Source organism: Aquipseudomonas ullengensis (genome assembly GCF_014174475.1).
Lineage (GTDB): Bacteria > Pseudomonadota > Gammaproteobacteria > Pseudomonadales > Pseudomonadaceae > Aquipseudomonas > Aquipseudomonas ullengensis.
Genome location: NZ_JACJUD010000001.1, coordinates 938,479 through 956,936, shown reverse-complemented (window position 1 = coordinate 956,936; position 18,458 = coordinate 938,479). Strand labels below are relative to the sequence as shown.

The following is an 18,458-nucleotide window of genomic DNA, read 5'->3' as shown; positions in this document are numbered from 1 at the left end:
GCTGTGGTCGGCTTGGCATCTGATACAGGCAACCCGGTAAGCCGGGATCAACAACAAGAGGTTGCCATGAACCCCAGTGCCATCGTCAACAATCCTATTGCCGTGGTTTCACTCATATTCCTCGGTTTTATCCTGCTGGAACTGCTGCTCGGCTGCTTCCGTCAACCGCGTGGCCAGCGTCGCGACGTGCTGATCGAGGTGATCGGTTCCAGCTTGCTGCTGGGGGCGACGTTCCCGCTGATCATGTTCCTCGCCGATAGCGGCCTCGACACCCTGGTGCCCCAGGCGCGTGGTGCCCTGGCTGGCCTGCCGTTCGTGGCCGGCTTTGCCCTGTTCCTGCTGTTCGACGACATGACCCAGTACTGGTGGCATCGCCTCAGCCACAAGGTGCCGTTCCTCTACAACCTGCACCGCGCCCACCACTCGGCGCCGTACATGAGCATCCGCATCGTCTACCGCAACAACAGCTTCTACTACCTGCTGATGCCCGGCATCTGGTTCTCTGCGGCGCTGATCTACCTGGGCCTGGCGCCGGTCTACTACGTCTACCTGATCCTCAAGATGTGCGTGATCTTCGGCGCCCACAGCAGCGTGGCCTGGGACGACAAGCTCTACCGCATCCCGGTCCTGCGCCCGCTGATGTGGCTGCTGGAGCGGACCATCTCCACGCCGTCCACCCACTCCGCCCACCACGGCCTGAATGCCGACGACGGCGTCACCAACTACAAGGGCAACTACGGCAACCTGCTGTTCTTCTGGGACGTGCTGTTCGGCAGCGCCAAGATCACCCGTCGTCGCCCCGCGCAATACGGTATCGAGGACATGGCCCCGGTGAGCTGGCAGAGCGAGCTGTTCTGGCCGCTGGTGCGTGCGCCCAAGGCCGAACCGGCTGCTAGCGATGAACTGAAGGAGCTGGCCCGATGAGCCTGAATATTGCCCTGGTCGCCGGCTCCAGCCGCAGCGACAGCCAGACCGCCAAGGTTGCCGCCTACCTGGCCGCGCGCCTGCAGCAACGCGACGTGCAGACGCAGCTGATCGACCTGGGGCACAGCACTTTGCCGCTGTGGCCGGCGGACGATGGCCACGACCACTGGCCGGCCATGGCCGAGCAACTCAAGCGCGCCGATGCCGTGATCGTGCTCAGCCCGGAATGGAACGGCATGGCCAGCCCGGCGCTGAAGAACTTCTTCCTCTTCGCCGGGCGCCATGAGCTGGCGCACAAGCCGGCGCTGCTGGTGGGAGTGTCGTCGGGGCAGGGCGGCGCTTATCCGCTGTCCGAGCTGCGTGCGTCCAGCTACAAGAATTGCCGCATCTGCTTCATTCCCGAACAGCTGATCGTGCGTCAGGTGGAGGCGGTCATGAATGACGCCGCCGCCGTCGATGCCGATGACCAGCGTATCCGCGAGCGCGCCGACTGGGCGCTGGAAGTGCTGCTGCAGTACGCCGAGGCCCTGCGCGGCCTGCCCCAGCGCATCGATTGGAGCGAGCCGCAGTTTGGCAATGGCATGTGAAAGGGGCGGTCGCCACGGGGCGAATTAAGACCTGGCCCGCACAAGCCTGATCGATTCCATGGGGGTAACGGCTTCGCAGCTTTCCACCCGACCCGGGCCTGCCAGCCCGGTAGGGTGGATAACGCTCGGCTTATCCACCGAGCGCAGTAGCCTCTCACGCGTGGGTCAGATACCAGCGCCAATCCTGCTCACCGACTTCGCCCATGAACTGGCGGAACTCGTTCCATTTGATCGCCAGGAACACCTTGAGGAATTCCTCGCCCAGCGCCTGCTTGGCCCAGGTTGAGTTTTCCAGGGCACGCAGGGCTGTCAGCCAGTCGGTGGGCAGGGTCTCGCGGGCTTGCTCGTAGCCGTTGCCGATGATTTCCTCGCCCGGATCGATCTGGTTCTGGATGCCGTGATGGATGCCGGCAAGGATCGCCGCCGCCGCCAGGTAAGGGTTGGCGTCGGCGCCGCAGATGCGGTGTTCGACGTGCCGGCTGTTGGCCGGGCCGCCCGGTACACGGAACGACACGGTGCGGTTGTTCACCCCCCAACTCTTGGCCAGCGGCGCGTAGCTGTTGGCCTGGAAGCGGCGGAAGGAGTTGGCGTTGGGGCAGAAGATCGCCAGCGAGTCGAGCAGCGTGGCCATCATCCCGCCGATGGCATATTTCAGTAACGGCGTGCCTTGTGGGTCTTCGCTGGCCATCAGGTTGTTGCCCTGTTCATCGGCCAGGCTGACGTGCATATGCAGGCCGCTGCCGGCCAGGTCGCCGAACGGCTTGGCCATGAAACAGGCCTGCAGCCCGTGCTTGTTGGCCACGCCCTTGACCAGGCGCTTGTAGCGGATGCCTTCGTCGATGGCCTGCAGCGCATCGAAGCGGTGCTCCAGGGTCAGCTCGACCTGGCCGGGGGCGTATTCGGAAATCGCCGTGCGCACCGGCAGGCCCTGCACTTCGCAGGCGGCGTAGAGGTCGTCGAGGAATGGCTGCAGCTGCTCCAGCTCGTACACGCCATACACCTGCGGTGCCTGCGGGCGCACGCCGTTGGCTTGCAGCGCCGGCTGCGGGCGGCCGTTGGCGTCGCGCTGTTTATCCAGCAGGTAGAACTCCAGCTCCACGGCCATTACCGGGTGGTAACCGTCGGCCTTGAGCCGGTCGATCACCCGCACCAGGGCGTGGCGCGGATCGGCCGGGCTGGCCGGCAGGCCCTGGGTCGGGTGCATGCTCACCTGCAATTGTCCGGTGGGCGTGGTGCGCCAGGGTTGCAGGGTCAGGCTGCCGGGCAGCGGGTAGGTCCAGCAGTCGGCGTCGGCCACTTCCCAGACCAGGCCGCTCTCTTCCACGTCCTCGCCCTGGATGGTCAGCGCCAGGATCGAGCTGGGCAGCGGTCGGCCGTTCTCGTAGATGGCCAGCAGCTCGTCGCGGTGCAGCAGCTTGCCGCGTGGGATGCCGTTGGCGTCGATCAGCATCAGCTCGATGCTGCGCACTTGCGGGTGGGCGGCGAGGAAATCGCGAGCTTCCTGGGGATTGGCGAATTGCATAGTTGCGGTCTCTGTAGGGTGGATGACGCTTTATCCATCCACCGTGGGAATCGGTTGTCGGTGCGGCATGTTGGTGGATGAAAAGAGCGTCATCCACCCTACAAATCATTCGCGGGCGCCGGGGATGGCCAGCAGCTCGGTCAGGGCCTGGTCGAGCATGCCGATCAGCTTATCCACATCGTCCGCCGTGGTGCTCGGGCAGCACAGGGTCATGTTGTGGAACGGGGTGATCAGGATGCCGCGGTTGATCAGGTACAGGTGCAGGGCCATCTGCAGCTCGTCGTGGAAGGCGGCCTCGGCCTCGGCGCCGGTCTTCGGCGATACCGGACAGAACTGGAACTCGCTACGCGCGCCCAGCTCGGTCACCGACCACTTCAGGTCGTGTTTGCCGATCAGGCTGCGGAAGCCATCGGCCAGGCGCTTGGCCAGCGGCAGCATGTGCGCGTAGGCGGCCGGGGTCATCACCTGTTCCAGGTTGGCGCGCATGCAGTGCATGGCCAGGGCGTTGGCCGACAGGGTAGTGCCCATGCCGCTGTGACCGTGGCCATGGCTGCCTTCACTGGCGCGTTTGCGCGCGGCGGTCATGGCTTCGGCCATCGCCGCGCTGCAGCCGAAGATGCCGCACGGCACGCCGCCGGCAATCGGTTTGCCGACCACGAAGAAGTCCGGGTCGAGGTTCCACAATTTAGTGCAGCCACCCATGTCGGTGGAGATGGTGTGGGTTTCGTCGATGATCAGCAGCGCGCCGTATTTACGCGTCAGCTCGCGGCACTTCTGCATAAAGCCCGGCTCGGGCAGGACCATGCCGATATTGGTCATCGCCGGCTCGCAGAGCAGGGCGCACACATCGCCTTGGGCCAGTGCGGCTTCCAAGGCAGCCACGTCGTTGAACGGGATCGAGCGGCTGTACTGGGTGAGGTCGTAGGCCTGGCCGACCAGGCCGGAGCGCGGCACGGTTTCGCCGTCGATGCAGCGCACCATCACGTCGTCCACGGTGCCGTGGTAGCAGCCGTCGAACACCAGCAGGGTCTTGCGCTCGGTGATCGCGCGGGCCCAGCGCAGTACATAGCGGTTGGAGTCGGTGGCGGTGGCGGTGACCTGCCAGAACGGCAGGCCGAAGCGTGCGGCCAGCAGCTCGCCGCAGACCACCGCGTCCTCGCCCGGCAGCATGGTGGTCAGGCCGTTGTTGCCCTGCTCGGCGATGGCCTTGGCGATCGGGTCCGGCGAGTGGCCGAACATGGTGCCGGTGTCGCCCAGGCAGAAGTCGATGTACTCGTGGCCGTCGACGTCATAGAAGCGTGCGCCCTTGGCGCGTTCGACGAACAGCGGCACCGGCGTCGACCAGTCGGCCATCCAGTGCATCGGCACGCCGCCGTACAGGGAATTGCGTGCGCGCTCAGCCAGGGCCACGGATTTGGGGTTGCGCGCGATGAAGCGCTCCCGCTCGCGGCTGGCGAAGGTTGCTACGGCGGATGGGCTGATGCCACTGGCAGTCATGTTGAACACCTCGTTCGAATTTCTGCACATGCTCTTTTGTGATCACAAATAAGTCAAGTGATGCCTTATAGGCGGTATTCAGGTAGATTTTCCTTAATTTGTGATCACAGGTTGTATGTGCAATGGACAATATGCAGCAAATCGCCCTGATCAGTGGCGCGGGCAGCGACAGCGGCATTGGTATGGCCATCGCCCGTCGCCTGGGTCGCCAGGGCATTCGCGTGCTGCTCACCGCCAGCAGCGCACGGGTCGAGACGCGCGCCGCAGAACTCTGCGCTGAAGGTATTCAAGCACGTGCCTACTCGGCCGACCTGACCGATGAGCAGCAAGTGGCCGAGCTGGTCGCCTGGGCGCAGGCGCAATGGGGGACGATCGACATCCTGGTGAACAACGCCGGCATGGCCATGCAGGGCAGCCCGGAGCCGTTCACCACGTTGGCGAGCATGGACCTGGCCACCTGGAACCTGTCCATCGCGCGCAACCTCGGCACCGCCTTCCTGCTCACCCGCGCCGTGCTGCCCGGCATGCAGGCACGTGGCTACGGGCGCATCGTCAATATCAGTTCCACCACCGGCACCCGCGGCAGCAACCCCGGCGAGGCGGCCTACAGCGCGGCCAAGGCCGGCATGCTCGGCCTGTCCATGGGTCTGGCGCTGGAAGTGGCCAAACAGGGCATCACGGTAAACAGCGTGGCGCCGGGCTGGATCGCCACTGGCTCATCCACCGAGGAAGAGCGGCATGCCGCCGAGTACACGCCCATCGGCCGCGCCGGGCGCCCGGATGAGGTGGCCGCTGCCGTGGCCTTCCTGGCGTCCCGCGAGGCCAGCTACATCACCGGCGAGGTGCTCGTCGTGGATGGCGGTAACTGCCTCATAGAAAACAAGGCTCCGTAAGCCATTAGAATCCCCTGCGCCGCTCTACAGCGGCCCTCTCAGCCAAAGGAATCCTTTATGCGCAACTGCTCGCTGACCCTCGCCCAACTGCCCGCGCCACCGCAACGGGGCTGAACGACCATGGCCGATAATCTGCAGGAACAGCTCTACCAACGAATTCGTGAAGGCCTGCTGGCCGGGCGCTTCCAGCCTGGCGAGCGGCTGAAAATCCGCGACCTGGCCACCGAGTGGGGCACCAGCCCGATGCCGGTGCGTGCCGCGCTGCAGCGCCTGGTGGCCGAGGGCGCGCTGGAAGGCGAGCCGCAGCGCTCGGTGCGCGTGCCGCCGATGACTCGCACGCGCTTCCAGCAGATCTTCCAGGTGCGCCTGAACCTGGAAGGCCTGGCCGTCGAGCTGGCCACGCCGCACCTCGGCCCGCCGGACCTCGACCTGCTGCGCGCCCTGGTGGTACGCATGGAGGCGGCCATCGAGCAGCGCCAGGTGCAGGACTACCTCAGCGCCAACAGCCAGTTCCACCTGCAGCTCTACCGCGCGTGCGGCAACCCGGTGCTGCTGCGTTCGATCGAGTCGCTGTGGCTGCAGGTCGGGCCGTTCTTCAACCGCCTGTTCACCGGGGCGGATTTGTCGCTGCGCCTCAATGACTTTCACGAAGACGCGTTTGCTGCCATCGAGGCCGGCGATGCCAAGGCCGCGCGCCAGTTCATGGAGCAGGACCTGATCTATTTCGCCCAGTTTTTGCTCAATCTGCTGGACCTGGAGGCCGGCGAGGCGCGCCTGCAGCGCTAACTGTTTCCCGATATTGCCGACGCCCGGTCCGCCCATTGCAACTGTTACCCTGTGTGCGCAAAAGCCCGCCGTTGTGGGCTTTCACCGTCCATAGCCAGCCGGCTCATCCGCAGCCAAGCGAGTGCTCGTAGCGATTCGATCAGCAACAACAGGAGACCCCAGGCCATGCATGCCATCAGTTTCATTCAGGATTTGGCAGTGCTCATGTTGGTGGCCGGGGTGGTCACGGTGCTGTTCCATCGCTTCAAGCAGCCGGTCGTGCTCGGCTACATCCTCGCCGGCTTCATCATCGGCCCGCACACCCCGCCGTTCGGCCTGATCCACGACGAAGAAACGATCAAGATCCTCGCCGAGCTGGGGGTGATCTTCCTGATGTTCTGCCTGGGCCTGGAATTCAGCCTGCGCAAACTGTTCAGCGTGGGTGCCACGGCCTTCATCGCCGCCGGGCTGGAAATCGCCCTGATGCTGTGGATCGGCTACGAAATCGGCCAGTTCTTCGGCTGGAGCAACATGGATTCGCTGTTCCTCGGCGGCATCCTGGCGATCTCCTCGACCACCATCATCATCAAGGCGCTGAGCGACCTGAAGATGAAGAACGAGCGCTTCGCCCAGCTGATCTTCGGCGTGCTGATCGTCGAGGACATCCTCGGCATCGGCATCATCGCCCTGCTCTCGGGCATCGCCCTGAGTGGCTCGGTGGAAACCGGCGAGGTGTTCTCCACGGTGGGCAAGCTCAGCCTGTTCATGGTCGTCGCGCTGGTGATCGGCATCCTCCTGGTGCCGCGCCTGCTCGCCTACGTGGCCAAGTTCGAGAGCAACGAGATGCTCCTGGTCACCGTGCTCGGGCTGTGTTTCGGCTTCTGCCTGCTGGTGGCCAAGCTGGAATACAGTATGGTGCTGGGCGCCTTCCTGATCGGCGCGATCATGGCCGAGTCGCGCCAGCTGGTGCAGATCGAGCGGCTCATGGAGCCGGTGCGCGACCTGTTCAGCGCGATCTTCTTTGTCACCATCGGTCTGCTGATCGACCCCACGGTGCTGGTCGAATACGCCGTGCCGATCTTCGTCATCACCGCCGCGGTGATCGTCGGCAAGGTGATTTCCTGCAGCCTCGGCGCCTTCATCGCCGGCAACGACGGACGCACCTCGCTGCGCGTCGGCATGGGCCTGTCGCAGATCGGCGAGTTCTCTTTCATCATCGCCGCGCTGGGCATGACCCTGCAGGTCACCAGTGACTTCCTCTACCCGGTGGCGGTGGCCGTGTCGGCCCTCACCACGCTGAGCACGCCGTACCTGATCCGCGTTGCCGACCCGCTGTCGCAGCGCCTCGCCGGCTGGATGCCGCTGCGTTTCGCGCGGGTCTTCGCGATGTATGGCGACTGGCTGCGCAGCATCCAGCCGCAGGGCCAGAGCGCGCTGCTGATGGCGATGATCCGCAAGATCTTGCTGCAGGTGTTGATCAACCTGGCGCTGGTGGTGGCGATCTTCTTCGGCGGTGCCTACTTCGCCGCGACCCTGGCCGGCTACATGGCGCCCTGGGTGAGCCATGAAAACCTGCAGAAGGCGCTGATCTGGGGCGGGGCACTGCTGCTGTCGCTGCCCTTCCTGATCGCCGCCTACCGCAAGCTCAAGGCCCTGGCCATGCTGCTGGCGGAAATGGCGGTGAGCCCGGAGAAGGCCGGGCGCCACACGGTGCGCGCACGGCGGGTGATTTCCGAGCTGATCCCGCTGCTGGCGCTGGTCGGCATCATGCTGCTGCTGATGGTGCTGTCGGCGAGCATCCTGCCCACCGGCGAGCTGCTGCTGGTGATCGGCCTGGTCGCCGCAGTGGTCATCGTGGTGCTGTGGCGCTGGCTGATCCGCCTGCATTCGCGCCTGCAGATCGCCCTGATGGAAACCCTGGAGCACAGCCAGGATCAGCCGCATCACTAAACCCTACGGCTGCATACAACCGTAGGGCGGGTGCAACCCGCGTGGTTAAACGACGCGGACTGCACTCGTCCTGCGATGTTCGAGCTCAGCTTTCCAGCCAGACGTCCCGTGCCCAGTGCCAGACCGAGTCCCAGACCTCGTCAGTCATTTCGCACTCGTCGCCGTCCCACAGCGCCACCTGGCCTTCCACATCCACCGCGTAGTAGTCGCGGCCGTCCTGGCACAGTGGCACCAGGTCGCGTGGCAGGCCGAGGTCCCAGGCCACCGAGGCGACTTCCGGCAGGTAGGTGTGCGATTGCGGGTCGCTGGCGGTGACCGGCTCCAGGCGGCCGTAGACCACGTCGCTGACCTTGAGCAGGAACTCGCGCAGCTCGAATGGCAGGTGGATCAGCAGCTGTTCCTGGATTTCCACCAGGGTTTCCTCTTCCGGCAGCTCCAGGGGTACCGGCACCGGTTCGTTGAGTTCACGCAGTTGTTCGATGACTTCTTCCACGGTAATGGCTCCGCTGCAGGACTAGATTCGGCATCAGGGTAGACGATGGGGGCGGATTTTTACGCTGACTGGCGGGCGGCTACAAGCCGGCACGGCTCATCAGCCGTGCATCGAGCAGCGCGTGATGGGGAATGGCGGCCTCGTCCAGGTCGCTGAGCAGCGTGCGTTCCTCGCGGCAACTGACCTGCGGCGGCAGGCCGGCGGGGCCGAGCAGGTCGAGCAGCAGCGGCCAGTCCCAGTCTTGCGCATCGCTGATGATCTCGACCTCGGCATAGCCATCGAGGAAGGCGCGCAGCGCCTGTGCAGCCTCGACGCGGCTGCGCCCGTGGCGAGCCAGATCGAGTTGCGGCAGGACGATGCGATGAACGAACTCGGAGCACTCGGCGGGGCTCCAGCCGTCGCTGAGTTCGACATAGAACTCGGCGCCCAGTGGGTCAACCAGGGCCAGGCTGATCAGGCGATAGGAGGGGCTGAGGGTGGTGAATTCGGTGTCGAAATAGAGGCGGTGCATGCGGCGCAATCCGTGCGGCGGGGAGATGCCGCGACTCTAGCAGAGCAAGCGCCCCTTTCGTTGCGAAAGAGGCGCCGTAGAGCGATCCGCGTGACAGCGGTGGCGTTTAGCCGTTCTGCCGGATACCGGCCACCAGCCACGGCTGGTTGTCGCCGTTGCTGCGCTCCATGCGCCAGCTTTCGCTGAAGGCTTCACCCTGGTCGAAGCGCGAGGTCTTGGCCACGCCACGGAAGGTCAGGGTGGCGACGGTCTTGTCGGCCAGCTCGTCGATACCGTCCAGCTGCGCTTCGAGGTCGTCGATGTAGGTGGACTGGAAGCCTTCGCCCAGGTCAGCACGTTCGGCCTTGAGGAAGCTGAGCATCTGCGGGGTGACGAACTCGGCGATCTTGTCCATCTCGGCCGCATCCCAGTGTTGCTGCAGGGCCAGAAAGTGTTCGCGGCCGGCTTCGATGAAGCGCTGCTCGTTGAACCAGCTCGGCGCGTTGATCACACGCGGTGCGGCAGTGGCGCTGGAGCCGCCGAAGATGTTCTGCGGCGCCTGCGGCATTTCACGCTGGTAGGGCGCATGCCCGGCGGCGGCCGGCTGACCCGACTGTGCAGCCTTGCGGGCGGCGATGAAGCGGAAGATCACGAAGGCGATCAGGCCGATGATCAGGAAATCGAAGATCTGCATGCCCTGGAAGCCGTCACCCATGAACATCGAGGCGAGCAGGCCACCGGCGGCGAGGCCGGCCAGCGGACCGAGCCAGCGCGACGCACCGCTGGCAGCCGGACGAGCGGCGGCGGCAGCACCGGCAGCGGCCGGTTGGTTGGCCTTGGGCGCTTCGGCCTGGCGGGTCTGGTGGGTCGGCGTGGAGCCGAAGGATTTGCCCCCGCCCATGCGCTTGGCGGCGCTGGCGTCGAGGCTAACGGTCAGGCCCAGACACAGGACCAGGGCGATGCTGAGAAAACGTTGCATGGAGTGATTTCCGCTTGGGAGAGGTACGCGTGTCATGCTGCCCAGTCGCGCCGGCAAAGACCAGCCGCAGAGTGTTTCCGGATTTATGCACAGCTGTATCTGTTCGTCGCCGCGGCCTTGGGGTACATCTGCCAGGTCACTGCCACCGAGGTGCGCCATGTATATCCCCAAGGCTTTCGCCGTCACCGACCTGGACGCATTGCACGGGTTGATCGAACAGACGCCACTGGCGCTGCTCGTCAGCCAGGGCGAACAGGGCCTACAGGCCAGCCATCTGCCGTTGCTGCTGAAACCGGACGAGGGCGAGTTCGGCACGTTGTACGGCCACTTCGCCCGCGCCAACCCGCAGTGGCGCAGTCTGGCGGCCGGGGCCGAGGTGTTGCTGGTGTTCCAGGGCGCCGATGCCTATATCAGCCCGAGTTTCTACCCGGCCAAGGCCGCGCACGGCAAAGTGGTGCCCACCTGGAACTACCAGGCGGTGCATGCCCATGGGCGGGCGGAGGTCTTCGAGGATCGTGAGCGCCTGCTGGCGCTGGTCAGCGCCCTCAGCGACCGCCACGAGCAGCGCCGTGAGCGACCCTGGGCGGTGAGCGATGCCCCGACCGACTACATCGACAGCATGCTGCGCGCCATCGTCGGTTTCGCCCTGCCGATCAGCCGCATAGAAGGCTCGTTCAAGCTCAGCCAGAACAAGGATGCGGCCAACTTCCAGGGTGTGCAGCAAGGCTTGCAGCAGTCCGAGCGGCCGACCGAGCGGCAGCTGGCGCAGGCCATGGCGGCCCTACCACCCGACGCGTGACCGCTCTTGTAGGAGCCAGCTTGCTGGCGATCCGCTGATCCGCGCTGCACCTAAACACCGAGTCGTTCCCGCGTAGGCGGGAACCCAGTGGGGCCCTCCTGGATTCCCGCCTGCGCGGGAATGACGGGCAACCCCAGTGCGCTCTGATCGCCAGCAAGCACTAGGCGCGCCCCTGGCTCCTACAGGTGTGGGGATACAGCCGTAGGGCGGGTGCAACCTGCAGGTTTCTCCGCCCTACGGATCAGAGCGCTTCCAGCTTGGCGTAGCCGAGCATCAGCCACTTGCTGCCTTCGGCCTCGAAGTTGACCTGCACCCGTGCCTGGGCGCCGCTGCCTTCGAAGTTGAGGATCACCCCGTCGCCGAACAGCGCGTGGCGCACATGCTGGCCGAGACGGAAGCCGGTATCCGGGACTTCGGCGTTGGCGAACATGCTCATGCTGCTGGTGCTGCCGCCACTGCTACTGCCGCTGCCATAAGGGCGGCTGACGCTGTTGCTCAGGCGTACTTCCTGGATCAGCGCCGGCGGAATCTCGCGGACGAAGCGCGACACCTTGTTGTAGGTCTCACTGCCGTACAGGCGGCGGGTCTCGGCGTAGGTCAGCACCAGGTGCTGCATGGCGCGGGTCACGCCGACATAGGCCAGGCGGCGTTCTTCTTCCAGGCGGCCGGGCTCTTCCAGGCTCATCTTGTGCGGGAACAGGCCTTCTTCCATGCCGACCAGGAACACCATGGGGAATTCCAGGCCCTTGGCGCTGTGCAGGGTCATCAGCTGGATGCTGGCCTCGTGCTCGTCGGCCTGGGTGTCGCCGGCTTCCAGCGAGGCGTGGGTGAGGAAGGCCGCCAGCGGCGTCATTTCCTCTTCCTCGTTGTTCTCGAAGTTGCGCGCGGCGCTGACCAGTTCCTCGAGGTTTTCCACCCGCGCCTGGGCCTTCTCGCCTTTCTCGGCCTTATGCCAGGCGATTAGCCCGCTCTGCTCGATGACGGTCTGCGCCATCAGGTGCAGCGGCATGTCCAGCACCTTGGCGGCGAGATTCTCGATCAGCTCGACGAAGGCGGCCAGGGCGCCGGCCGCGCGACCGGGCAGGGCCTTGTTGGCGAGCAGCTGCTGCATCGCCGCCCACATCGACAGCTCGCTGTGGCGCGCGTGCTCGCGGATCGCCTCGATGGTCTTCTCGCCGACGCCGCGGGTCGGCACGTTGATCACCCGCTCCAGCGCGGCATCGTTGTGCCGGCCTTCGAGCAGGCGCAGGTAGGCCACCGCGTTCTTGATCTCGGCGCGCTCGAAGAAGCGCTGGCCGCCGTAGATGCGGTAGGGGATCTTCTCGCGCAGCAGGGCTTCTTCCAGCACCCGTGACTGGGCGTTGGAGCGGTAGAGGATGGCGATTTCGCTGCGCGACAGGCCAGTCTTCAGCGCGCGCTCGATGCTTTCGACCACGTAACGGGCTTCGTCGTGCTCGTTGAAGGCGGCGTACAGGGTCAGCGGCTCGCCGTCGTCGCCGTCGGTCCACAGTTCCTTGCCCAGACGGCCGTTGTTGTTGGCGATCAGGGCGTTGGCGGCCTTGAGGATGCCGGCGGTGGAGCGGTAGTTCTGCTCCAGGCGGATCATCTGCGCGTCGGGGAAGTCGCTGCTGTACTGCTGGATGTTCTCGATCTTGGCGCCGCGCCAGCCGTAGATCGACTGGTCGTCATCGCCGACCACCATCAGGCTCTCGCCGCCCTTGGCGAGGAAGCGCAGCCAGGCGTACTGCACGGCGTTGGTGTCCTGGAACTCGTCGACCAGGATGTGCTTGAAGCGCTGCTGGTAGTGCGCCAGCAAGCCCGGGTTATCCCGCCACAGGTCGAGGGCGCGCAGCAGCAGCTCGGCGAAGTCGATCACCCCGGTGCGTGCGCAGGCCGCTTCGTAGGCCTCGTAGATCTTCAGCATGGTGGCGAGGAACAGGTCGCCGCCGGCCTGGATGTTCTTCGGCCGCAGGCCTTCGTCTTTCTGCCCGTTGATGAACCACTGCGCCTGCTTGGCCGGCCAGCGCTGCTCGTCCAGGCCCAGCTCGCGGATCACCCGCTTGACCAGGCGCTGCTGGTCGTCGGAATCGAGGATCTGGAAGTTCTCGGCCAGCCCGGCTTCCTGCCAGTGCGCACGCAGGATGCGGTGCGCCAGGCCGTGGAAGGTGCCGACCCACATGCCATTGGGGTTCAGGCCGAGCATCTGCTCGATGCGCTGACGCATCTCGGCAGCGGCTTTGTTGGTGAAGGTCACCGACAGGATGCTGTAGGGCGAGGCGTTGATGATCTGGATCAGCCAGGCGATGCGGTGCACCAGCACACGGGTCTTGCCCGAGCCGGCGCCGGCCAGCACCAGCTGGCGGCCGAGCGGGGCGGCCACGGCCTGGCATTGCGCATCGTTGAGGGAGGCGAGGAGAAGTTCTGGGTCGAAAGAGGCGGGATCATTTTGCATCGCGGCATTCTACGGGCCGGGGTAAGGAGCGGCAAACCGTGACCGGATCGAACCGATCGGTCAGTGAACAGTCGTGCTGCCACTGGTCGATAGGGGCGACCAAAAAGCCAGCATAAGGCTTGGGCGAGCCCTCTAGCTCGGGTATGCTCGGGGAAATTTAGGCAAACCATTACAAGAAAATCGCCTATGACCAATCCGCTAAAGGGCTCTGCGGCCGCTATGCCGCAGGACGATTCGCCTGCCATTCGTCAGCAGTTCGCCACCGAGATCGCGGTCGAGCGGACCCGTCTGCTGTATCAGGGCTCCCAGGTCCCCACTTTCTTCATGCTGCTCAGTGCCCTGGCCTGCGCCTGCCTGCTCTGGCACCCGCAGGAAAGCCTGGTGCTGGCCGGCTGGCTGGTGTGGGTGGTGCTGCTGGCCGTGCTGCGGCTGATCCAGATGGCCGCCTTCAACGCCGCGCTGCCGTCGCGCCAGGCCAATCCGCAGTGGCAACGCATGTTCCTGATCGGCGCCGGCGCGTCTGGCCTGACCCTGGCTTTTGCCGCGATCTTCCTGGTGCCGCCGGATAAATTCCTGCAGCAGGCCCTGGTCTACGGGCTGATCGCAGCAGCGATTCTCTCCGCGAGCATGGCCTATGCAGTCAGCCGCGCGGCCTTCCTGGTGTTCTCCCTGCCGTGCCTGCTGCCGGCCATCGCTTACCTGCTATTGAGCGACAACGGGCGCCAGCAGGGCTGGGGTGCATTGGGCCTGATCCTGCTGCTGAGCCTGTGGGTGGTGGCCTGGCAGGTCAATCGGCTGGTGCAGCGCAGCCTGCTGCAACGCTTCCAGAACCAGGCGCTGATCGAGGGCCTGCAACATGCCCGCGAGAGCGCTGAAGGGTTGAATCAGGAGCTCGCTCGCGAAGTGGAACAGCGCCGCCGCGCCGAGCGTGATCTGCGCAAGGCCCATGGCGAGCTGGAAATCCGCGTGGCCCAGCGCACCCTGGAGCTGGATGACACCAGCCACGCCCTGGGCAAGAGCGAGGCGCGCCTGGACCTGGCCCTGCAGGCCAGCGAGCTGGGCCTGTGGGACTGGAACCTGCAGACCGACGAGGTGCACCACAGCCACCTGGAAAGCATCTTCGGTATCAGCCAGGACGAGGTGAAGGGCGTGCTCAGCCACCTCAAGCCGCGCCTGCACCCGGATGATCTCGGCGTGCTGCGCCGCGCGCTGGTCGAGCACCTCAAGGGACGCACGGACGACTACTGCGTCGAATACCGCGTGCGCCATGCCGACGGCCGCTGGCTGTGGGTCGAGGACCGTGGCCGCGCGGTCGAACGCGACGAGCAGGGCCAGGTGCTGCGCATGCTCGGCACCCGCCGCGACATCACCGGGCGCAAGCAGCGTGACGAGCAGCAACGCCTGGCCGCCACGGTGTTCGAGGCCGCCAGCGAAGGCATCGTGATCCTCGATGCCGATTACCTGCTGCTGTCGGTCAACAACGCCTTCAGCGCCGTCACCGGCTACCGCAAGGACGAAGTGCTCGGGCGCAGCGTCGCTACCCTGATCAGCAGCCGTGACGTGCGCCGCCAATACCAGTTGATCCGCCTTGAGCTGGAGCACAGCGACAGCTGGCGCGGGGAAGTCATCGACACGCGCAAAAACGGCGAGCTCTACCCGCAGTGGTTGCAGCTCAACGTGGTGCGCGATACGCGGGGCAAGGTCAGCCATATCGTCGGCTTCTTCTCTGATCTGTCGTCGCGGCGGCAGACCGAGGAGCGCCTGCGCTACCTCTCGCACTATGACGAACTGACCGGCCTGGCCAACCGCACGCTGTTCCGCGAGCGCCTGCACGAAGCCTGCGAGCGTGCGCGCCAGGAGGGCAGCCCTCTGGCCTTGCTACACATCGACCTGGACCGCTTCAAACTGCTCAACGACAGCCTCGGCCATGAAGTCGCCGACCAGCTGTTGCGGCAGATGAGCCGGCGCCTGACCCAGGCCGCCTCCGAGGCGCACACCATCGCGCGGCTGTCCGGCGACGAGTTCGCCATCCTGCTCGACGACTACGGCAGCCTCTCGGGCCTGGCGCGCACCGCCAGCCGCCTGCTGGCCAAGCTGCGCACGCCGATGGATGTCGGCGGCCACGAACTGGTGGTCAGCGCCTCTATCGGCATCAGCCTGTTGCCGGACAACGCGCGAGAAATATCCGCGCTGATCAGCCAGGCCGGCATGGCCATGCAGCACGCCAAACACCTGGGCGGCAACACCTTCCAGTTCTACACCGACAACCTGCAGGCCTGCACCCTGGAGCGCCTGCAACTGGAGAACCAGCTGCGCAAGGCCATCGTCGAGGGTCAGCTGGAGGTCTTCTACCAACCCAAGCTGTGCCTGGCCGACGACAGCCTCAACGCCGCCGAGGCGCTGGTGCGCTGGCGTCATCCGGAGCTGGGCCTGGTGGCGCCAGGTGAGTTCATCCCGCTGGCCGAAGAAACCGGGCTGATCGCGCCAATCGGCGAATTCGTCCTGCGCCAGGCCTGCCTGCAGGCCCGCGAGTGGCAGCTTCAGGGCCTGGCCGACCTGCGGGTGTCGGTCAACCTGTCGGTGCATCAGCTGCGCCAGGGCAACCTGGTGACCCTGGTGCATCAGGTGCTCGACGAAACCGGCCTGCCGTCGCACTTGCTCGAGCTGGAGCTGACCGAGAGCCAGTTGCTGGACAACGTCGAGAACGTCATCACCACCTTCCAGCAGCTGCGCGACATGGGCGTGAAGCTGGCGATCGACGACTTCGGCACTGGCTACTCCTCGCTCAGCTACCTCAAGCGCTTCCCGGTGGACTACGTGAAGATCGACCAGACCTTTATCCGCGACCTGTCGGTAGGCGGCGAAGATGCGGCGATCACCCGCGCGATCATCGCCATGGCCCACAGCCTGGACCTCAAGGTGGTGGCCGAAGGCGTGGAAACCCAGGCGCAGATGGACTTCCTCAAAGCCCAGCGCTGCGACGAGATCCAGGGCTTCCTGCTCAGCCCGCCGGTGCCGGCGGAACAGTTCGCCCAGTTGCTGCGCGAGCATGCGGCGATGTGTTGAGGCGCCGCTGCACGGCATGACTGCGCGCGTTATCTAGCGGGGGTAACTCGCGTAACAGTCTCTGATCACAGGAGAGCTCGCCGCTGGCCTGGCTCGGCGCCTGGAGCTGCACCAGGGGCGGATGCAGGCGCCGGGTCTGGTCCAGTGCCGCCTTCAGCGAGAGGGCGAGCGGATCAGCCAGAGTGCGCCGAGCACCAGGGACAACCCCAGCAGGACCTTGGCGAGAAAGAACAACACACCGACCGCGCCACCGACCTGCCCGCCACCAGTAACCGCACCGGCTACGCCGGCACCGCCGAGCAGGAAGCAGAGAAGCGACAGGGCCAGTGCCGCCAGTGTTGCGATGAGAATGGGGCTTTTCATGGATTCCGTTCCTTGGAAATCGCAAGTGATTCAGGTGGTTTTGCTGTTTCGCTAATAGGCGATGGTTCTGGGCTGACCGATGACGTCAATTAGTTTGTTGAGGAAGTCGTTTTCGTCACTAAAAGTATTCAGGTTCAGAAAATCCAGAAACCACTCGGCATTTAGCTCAACGAAAATATCCTGCCATTTAGCTAATGACGCGCTGTCCTGGCTGACTTCTCCGCCCATAAGGCCATGCCCCTTACCCTCCATGAACAGAAATTCTCTATAGATGGGGTTGTAGCCAATAATTTTTGGCCACGCTGAACTATGGGGTTCGGAAGGGGTGAGGTCTTTTTCTGCAATTACGTAGTAATTCTGCATGGATATTATCGATGATCCCGAGGGGTGGTTTAGCCCCGCTTCGCCAGTTTGAATATTGCAGCTATTTATTGTTGAAATCTTCAGTCATCTTTAATGAGCCATCCCAGTCTGGTGGGGTTTTCCAGTCTGGATTGATTTTTCGGCCTATAGAGACACCAATCAACTCTTGGCCAGTTGTAAAATAAATTCGCCCGGACCAATGAGGGCTGTCTATGAAGCGCATGGTAATTGGTGCATCAGGACTCATATTGGCCATTGCCATGGAAAGCTCTTCAATGCCGAGCACTGAAACCTCTGAGTCAGCGGCTATCTTTCTTTGCAAGCATATTTCATTGTAATAATTGGAGCTGGTCTTGGTGATTGCGTATTCGTTCTTGTAAGTAAACTCTTCTTGCGTCATCTCGCTAATAATTTGTATGTGTTGATGCAGGTAATCTGAAAGGCTTATTGATTTTGATAAAACACCCAATAGATCCATGGTTTATAAATCTCTTGTTTTTCTCGTGTTCTCACATGAAGTTGGGTTATCAATTATTCGCTATTATTTTTAGTTGGTTGATTTTTCTTGAATCTGTGGATCTGTAGCTCGCTTTCGAGCCTGTATCCAATGATGAAATTCGAGATGCTGGTGTTGTTCAAGTCGTACCATCCTGCGGGTACGGTGCCAATATCGCTATTGAAGTTAATCCATTTTGCTTGGGGGTAAGGTCGATCTGGGCTGTAGAGACCGGAGACCATTGCTATATCTTTTGTACACATTTCAAACTCGGGCGAGAGTCCATATATTTCCCCAGATGCTGTTTTTATCAACAATAAATCTGTGCCCTGATTGTAGTTGCTGATAAATGCCTCGGTAACGTAGTATATTTTTTCTATGGTCATAAATCTAAATACCACCTAAGAAATATCCTACATTTGGTTTAAAATGTGTGCCGCTAGGCGGGATCGTTAGGGTTAACGTTTTCCACGGGTAATGCCGTGAGCAGCATGCCTGTGGTGTGTCTGTAAAGTTTAACTTGTACCCCCTTCATATCTTAGGGGGTTGCGGGTTCCGCCTATTTGATTTGTACCTTCTGCCAGCTCCTGATGCTTCAATCCTAACTGCCGGGTTCTCTTTACCGTCAAGTTCCTTGTGAAAGTAGGAAGGAAGAGATTTATTTTCTAGTAGCATGCGATATGGGTTGTCCGCCAATAATTCTGCCCCATTCGCTGCCCTGTAATTGGGCTTTCGGTGAAGTAAATGAATAGGGCGCGTTACTCGAGGGGGCAGTTGAAAGTCGTGGTCTGATTGTTGTTGGATTTGTTATTTATATAG

17 protein-coding genes are annotated in these 18,458 nt (G+C 63.5%); 7 read left to right on the top strand and 10 right to left on the bottom strand.

The window, feature by feature from the left end:
* Positions 1 to 66 precede the first annotated feature (66 nt).
* Positions 67 to 924, top strand: a complete 858-nt coding sequence (locus H3H51_RS04275) for a sterol desaturase family protein (protein WP_183087765.1) — start codon at positions 67 to 69, stop codon at positions 922 to 924.
* Positions 921 to 1,511 (top strand): NADPH-dependent FMN reductase, encoded by a 591-nt coding sequence (locus H3H51_RS04270; RefSeq protein ID WP_183087764.1) that lies wholly within the window; start codon positions 921 to 923, stop codon positions 1,509 to 1,511. Before H3H51_RS04275 ends, H3H51_RS04270 begins: the two co-directional genes overlap by 4 nt.
* Positions 1,512 to 1,665: 154 nt before the next feature.
* Here H3H51_RS04270 and H3H51_RS04265 read toward each other — a convergent pair whose 3' ends face one another.
* Together H3H51_RS04265 and H3H51_RS04260 are read right to left on the bottom strand one after the other, a co-directional pair.
* Positions 1,666 to 3,033: a glutamine synthetase family protein gene (locus H3H51_RS04265; RefSeq protein ID WP_183087763.1), complete on the bottom strand. Its 1,368-nt coding sequence runs from the start codon at positions 3,031 to 3,033 to the stop codon at positions 1,666 to 1,668.
* A 105-nt stretch (positions 3,034 to 3,138) separates the two neighbouring features.
* Entirely contained in the window at positions 3,139 to 4,530 is a 1,392-nt protein-coding gene (locus H3H51_RS04260; RefSeq protein WP_183087762.1) for an aspartate aminotransferase family protein, read from the bottom strand.
* Positions 4,531 to 4,661: 131 nt separating this feature from the next.
* Here H3H51_RS04260 and H3H51_RS04255 point away from each other — a divergent pair, with 131 nt between their 5' ends.
* The 3 genes from H3H51_RS04255 (at position 4,662) to H3H51_RS04245 (ending at position 8,138) form a co-directional block, all read left to right on the top strand.
* Positions 4,662 to 5,423: an SDR family NAD(P)-dependent oxidoreductase gene (locus H3H51_RS04255; protein WP_407926462.1), complete on the top strand. Its 762-nt coding sequence runs from the start codon at positions 4,662 to 4,664 to the stop codon at positions 5,421 to 5,423.
* A gap of 120 nt (positions 5,424 to 5,543) precedes the next feature.
* Positions 5,544 to 6,209: a GntR family transcriptional regulator gene (locus H3H51_RS04250; RefSeq protein WP_183087760.1), complete on the top strand. Its 666-nt coding sequence runs from the start codon at positions 5,544 to 5,546 to the stop codon at positions 6,207 to 6,209.
* Between the two features lie 165 nt (positions 6,210 to 6,374).
* A complete protein-coding gene (locus H3H51_RS04245) occupies positions 6,375 to 8,138 on the top strand; it encodes a cation:proton antiporter (RefSeq protein ID WP_183087759.1) in 1,764 nt (587 codons plus the stop codon).
* A gap of 85 nt (positions 8,139 to 8,223) precedes the next feature.
* Here H3H51_RS04245 and H3H51_RS04240 read toward each other — a convergent pair whose 3' ends face one another.
* The 3 genes from H3H51_RS04240 to H3H51_RS04230 all read right to left on the bottom strand — a co-directional run bounded on the left by H3H51_RS04240 (position 8,224) and on the right by H3H51_RS04230 (position 10,100).
* Positions 8,224 to 8,631 carry an SMI1/KNR4 family protein gene (locus H3H51_RS04240; RefSeq protein WP_183087758.1) on the bottom strand — a complete coding sequence of 136 codons (408 nt, stop codon included), beginning with the start codon at positions 8,629 to 8,631 and terminating at the stop codon, positions 8,224 to 8,226.
* 79 nt (positions 8,632 to 8,710) lie between these two features.
* Positions 8,711 to 9,142, bottom strand: a complete 432-nt coding sequence (locus H3H51_RS04235; RefSeq protein WP_183087757.1) for a hypothetical protein — start codon at positions 9,140 to 9,142, stop codon at positions 8,711 to 8,713.
* A 106-nt stretch (positions 9,143 to 9,248) separates the two neighbouring features.
* On the bottom strand, positions 9,249 to 10,100 hold the full coding sequence (locus tag H3H51_RS04230; protein ID WP_183087756.1) for a Tim44 domain-containing protein: 852 nt from the start codon (positions 10,098 to 10,100) through the stop codon (positions 9,249 to 9,251).
* A gap of 157 nt (positions 10,101 to 10,257) precedes the next feature.
* On the opposite strand from H3H51_RS04230, the gene H3H51_RS04225 reads away from it, so the two are divergent.
* Positions 10,258 to 10,899, top strand: coding sequence for an FMN-binding negative transcriptional regulator (locus H3H51_RS04225; protein ID WP_183087755.1), 642 nt, complete (start codon positions 10,258 to 10,260; stop codon positions 10,897 to 10,899).
* Between the two features lie 241 nt (positions 10,900 to 11,140).
* On the opposite strand, the gene uvrD is transcribed toward H3H51_RS04225, so the two are convergent.
* Positions 11,141 to 13,351, bottom strand: a complete 2,211-nt coding sequence (gene uvrD / locus H3H51_RS04220) for a DNA helicase II (RefSeq protein WP_183087754.1) — start codon at positions 13,349 to 13,351, stop codon at positions 11,141 to 11,143.
* A 219-nt stretch (positions 13,352 to 13,570) separates the two neighbouring features.
* On the opposite strand from uvrD, the gene H3H51_RS04215 reads away from it, so the two are divergent.
* A complete protein-coding gene (locus H3H51_RS04215) occupies positions 13,571 to 16,417 on the top strand; it encodes a putative bifunctional diguanylate cyclase/phosphodiesterase (protein WP_235981297.1) in 2,847 nt (948 codons plus the stop codon).
* A gap of 153 nt (positions 16,418 to 16,570) precedes the next feature.
* Here the strand turns inward: H3H51_RS04215 and H3H51_RS04210 are convergent, their stop codons facing one another.
* The 4 genes from H3H51_RS04210 to H3H51_RS04195 all read right to left on the bottom strand — a co-directional run bounded on the left by H3H51_RS04210 (position 16,571) and on the right by H3H51_RS04195 (position 18,025).
* Positions 16,571 to 16,780 (bottom strand): hypothetical protein, encoded by a 210-nt coding sequence (locus tag H3H51_RS04210; RefSeq protein ID WP_183087752.1) that lies wholly within the window; start codon positions 16,778 to 16,780, stop codon positions 16,571 to 16,573.
* Between the two features lie 51 nt (positions 16,781 to 16,831).
* A complete protein-coding gene (locus H3H51_RS04205) occupies positions 16,832 to 17,143 on the bottom strand; it encodes a hypothetical protein (protein ID WP_183087751.1) in 312 nt (103 codons plus the stop codon).
* Between the two features lie 61 nt (positions 17,144 to 17,204).
* Entirely contained in the window at positions 17,205 to 17,621 is a 417-nt protein-coding gene (locus H3H51_RS04200) for a hypothetical protein (protein ID WP_183087750.1), read from the bottom strand.
* A gap of 53 nt (positions 17,622 to 17,674) precedes the next feature.
* A complete protein-coding gene (locus tag H3H51_RS04195) occupies positions 17,675 to 18,025 on the bottom strand; it encodes a hypothetical protein (protein ID WP_220790812.1) in 351 nt (116 codons plus the stop codon).
* Positions 18,026 to 18,458: the final 433 nt, after the last annotated feature.

Excerpts from the sequence above, each read along its gene's own strand:
- H3H51_RS04260 (WP_183087762.1), bottom strand. The coding sequence starts at position 4,530 with ATGACTGCCAGTGGCATCAGCCCATCCGCCGTAGCAACCTTCGCCAGC.
- H3H51_RS04200 (WP_183087750.1), bottom strand. The coding sequence starts at position 17,621 with ATGGATCTATTGGGTGTTTTATCAAAATCAATAAGCCTTTCAGATTAC.
- H3H51_RS04235 (WP_183087757.1), bottom strand. The coding sequence starts at position 9,142 with ATGCACCGCCTCTATTTCGACACCGAATTCACCACCCTCAGCCCCTCC.
- H3H51_RS04230 (WP_183087756.1), bottom strand. The coding sequence starts at position 10,100 with ATGCAACGTTTTCTCAGCATCGCCCTGGTCCTGTGTCTGGGCCTGACC.
- H3H51_RS04210 (WP_183087752.1), bottom strand. The coding sequence starts at position 16,780 with ATGAAAAGCCCCATTCTCATCGCAACACTGGCGGCACTGGCCCTGTCG.
- H3H51_RS04215 (WP_235981297.1), top strand. The coding sequence starts at position 13,571 with ATGCCGCAGGACGATTCGCCTGCCATTCGTCAGCAGTTCGCCACCGAG.
- H3H51_RS04225 (WP_183087755.1), top strand. The coding sequence starts at position 10,258 with ATGTATATCCCCAAGGCTTTCGCCGTCACCGACCTGGACGCATTGCAC.
- uvrD (WP_183087754.1), bottom strand. The coding sequence starts at position 13,351 with ATGCAAAATGATCCCGCCTCTTTCGACCCAGAACTTCTCCTCGCCTCC.
- H3H51_RS04265 (WP_183087763.1), bottom strand. The coding sequence starts at position 3,033 with ATGCAATTCGCCAATCCCCAGGAAGCTCGCGATTTCCTCGCCGCCCAC.
- H3H51_RS04270 (WP_183087764.1), top strand. The coding sequence starts at position 921 with ATGAGCCTGAATATTGCCCTGGTCGCCGGCTCCAGCCGCAGCGACAGC.
- H3H51_RS04245 (WP_183087759.1), top strand. The coding sequence starts at position 6,375 with ATGCATGCCATCAGTTTCATTCAGGATTTGGCAGTGCTCATGTTGGTG.
- H3H51_RS04255 (WP_407926462.1), top strand. The coding sequence starts at position 4,662 with ATGCAGCAAATCGCCCTGATCAGTGGCGCGGGCAGCGACAGCGGCATT.
- H3H51_RS04275 (WP_183087765.1), top strand. The coding sequence starts at position 67 with ATGAACCCCAGTGCCATCGTCAACAATCCTATTGCCGTGGTTTCACTC.
- H3H51_RS04195 (WP_220790812.1), bottom strand. The coding sequence starts at position 18,025 with ATGACCATAGAAAAAATATACTACGTTACCGAGGCATTTATCAGCAAC.
- H3H51_RS04205 (WP_183087751.1), bottom strand. The coding sequence starts at position 17,143 with ATGCAGAATTACTACGTAATTGCAGAAAAAGACCTCACCCCTTCCGAA.
- H3H51_RS04250 (WP_183087760.1), top strand. The coding sequence starts at position 5,544 with ATGGCCGATAATCTGCAGGAACAGCTCTACCAACGAATTCGTGAAGGC.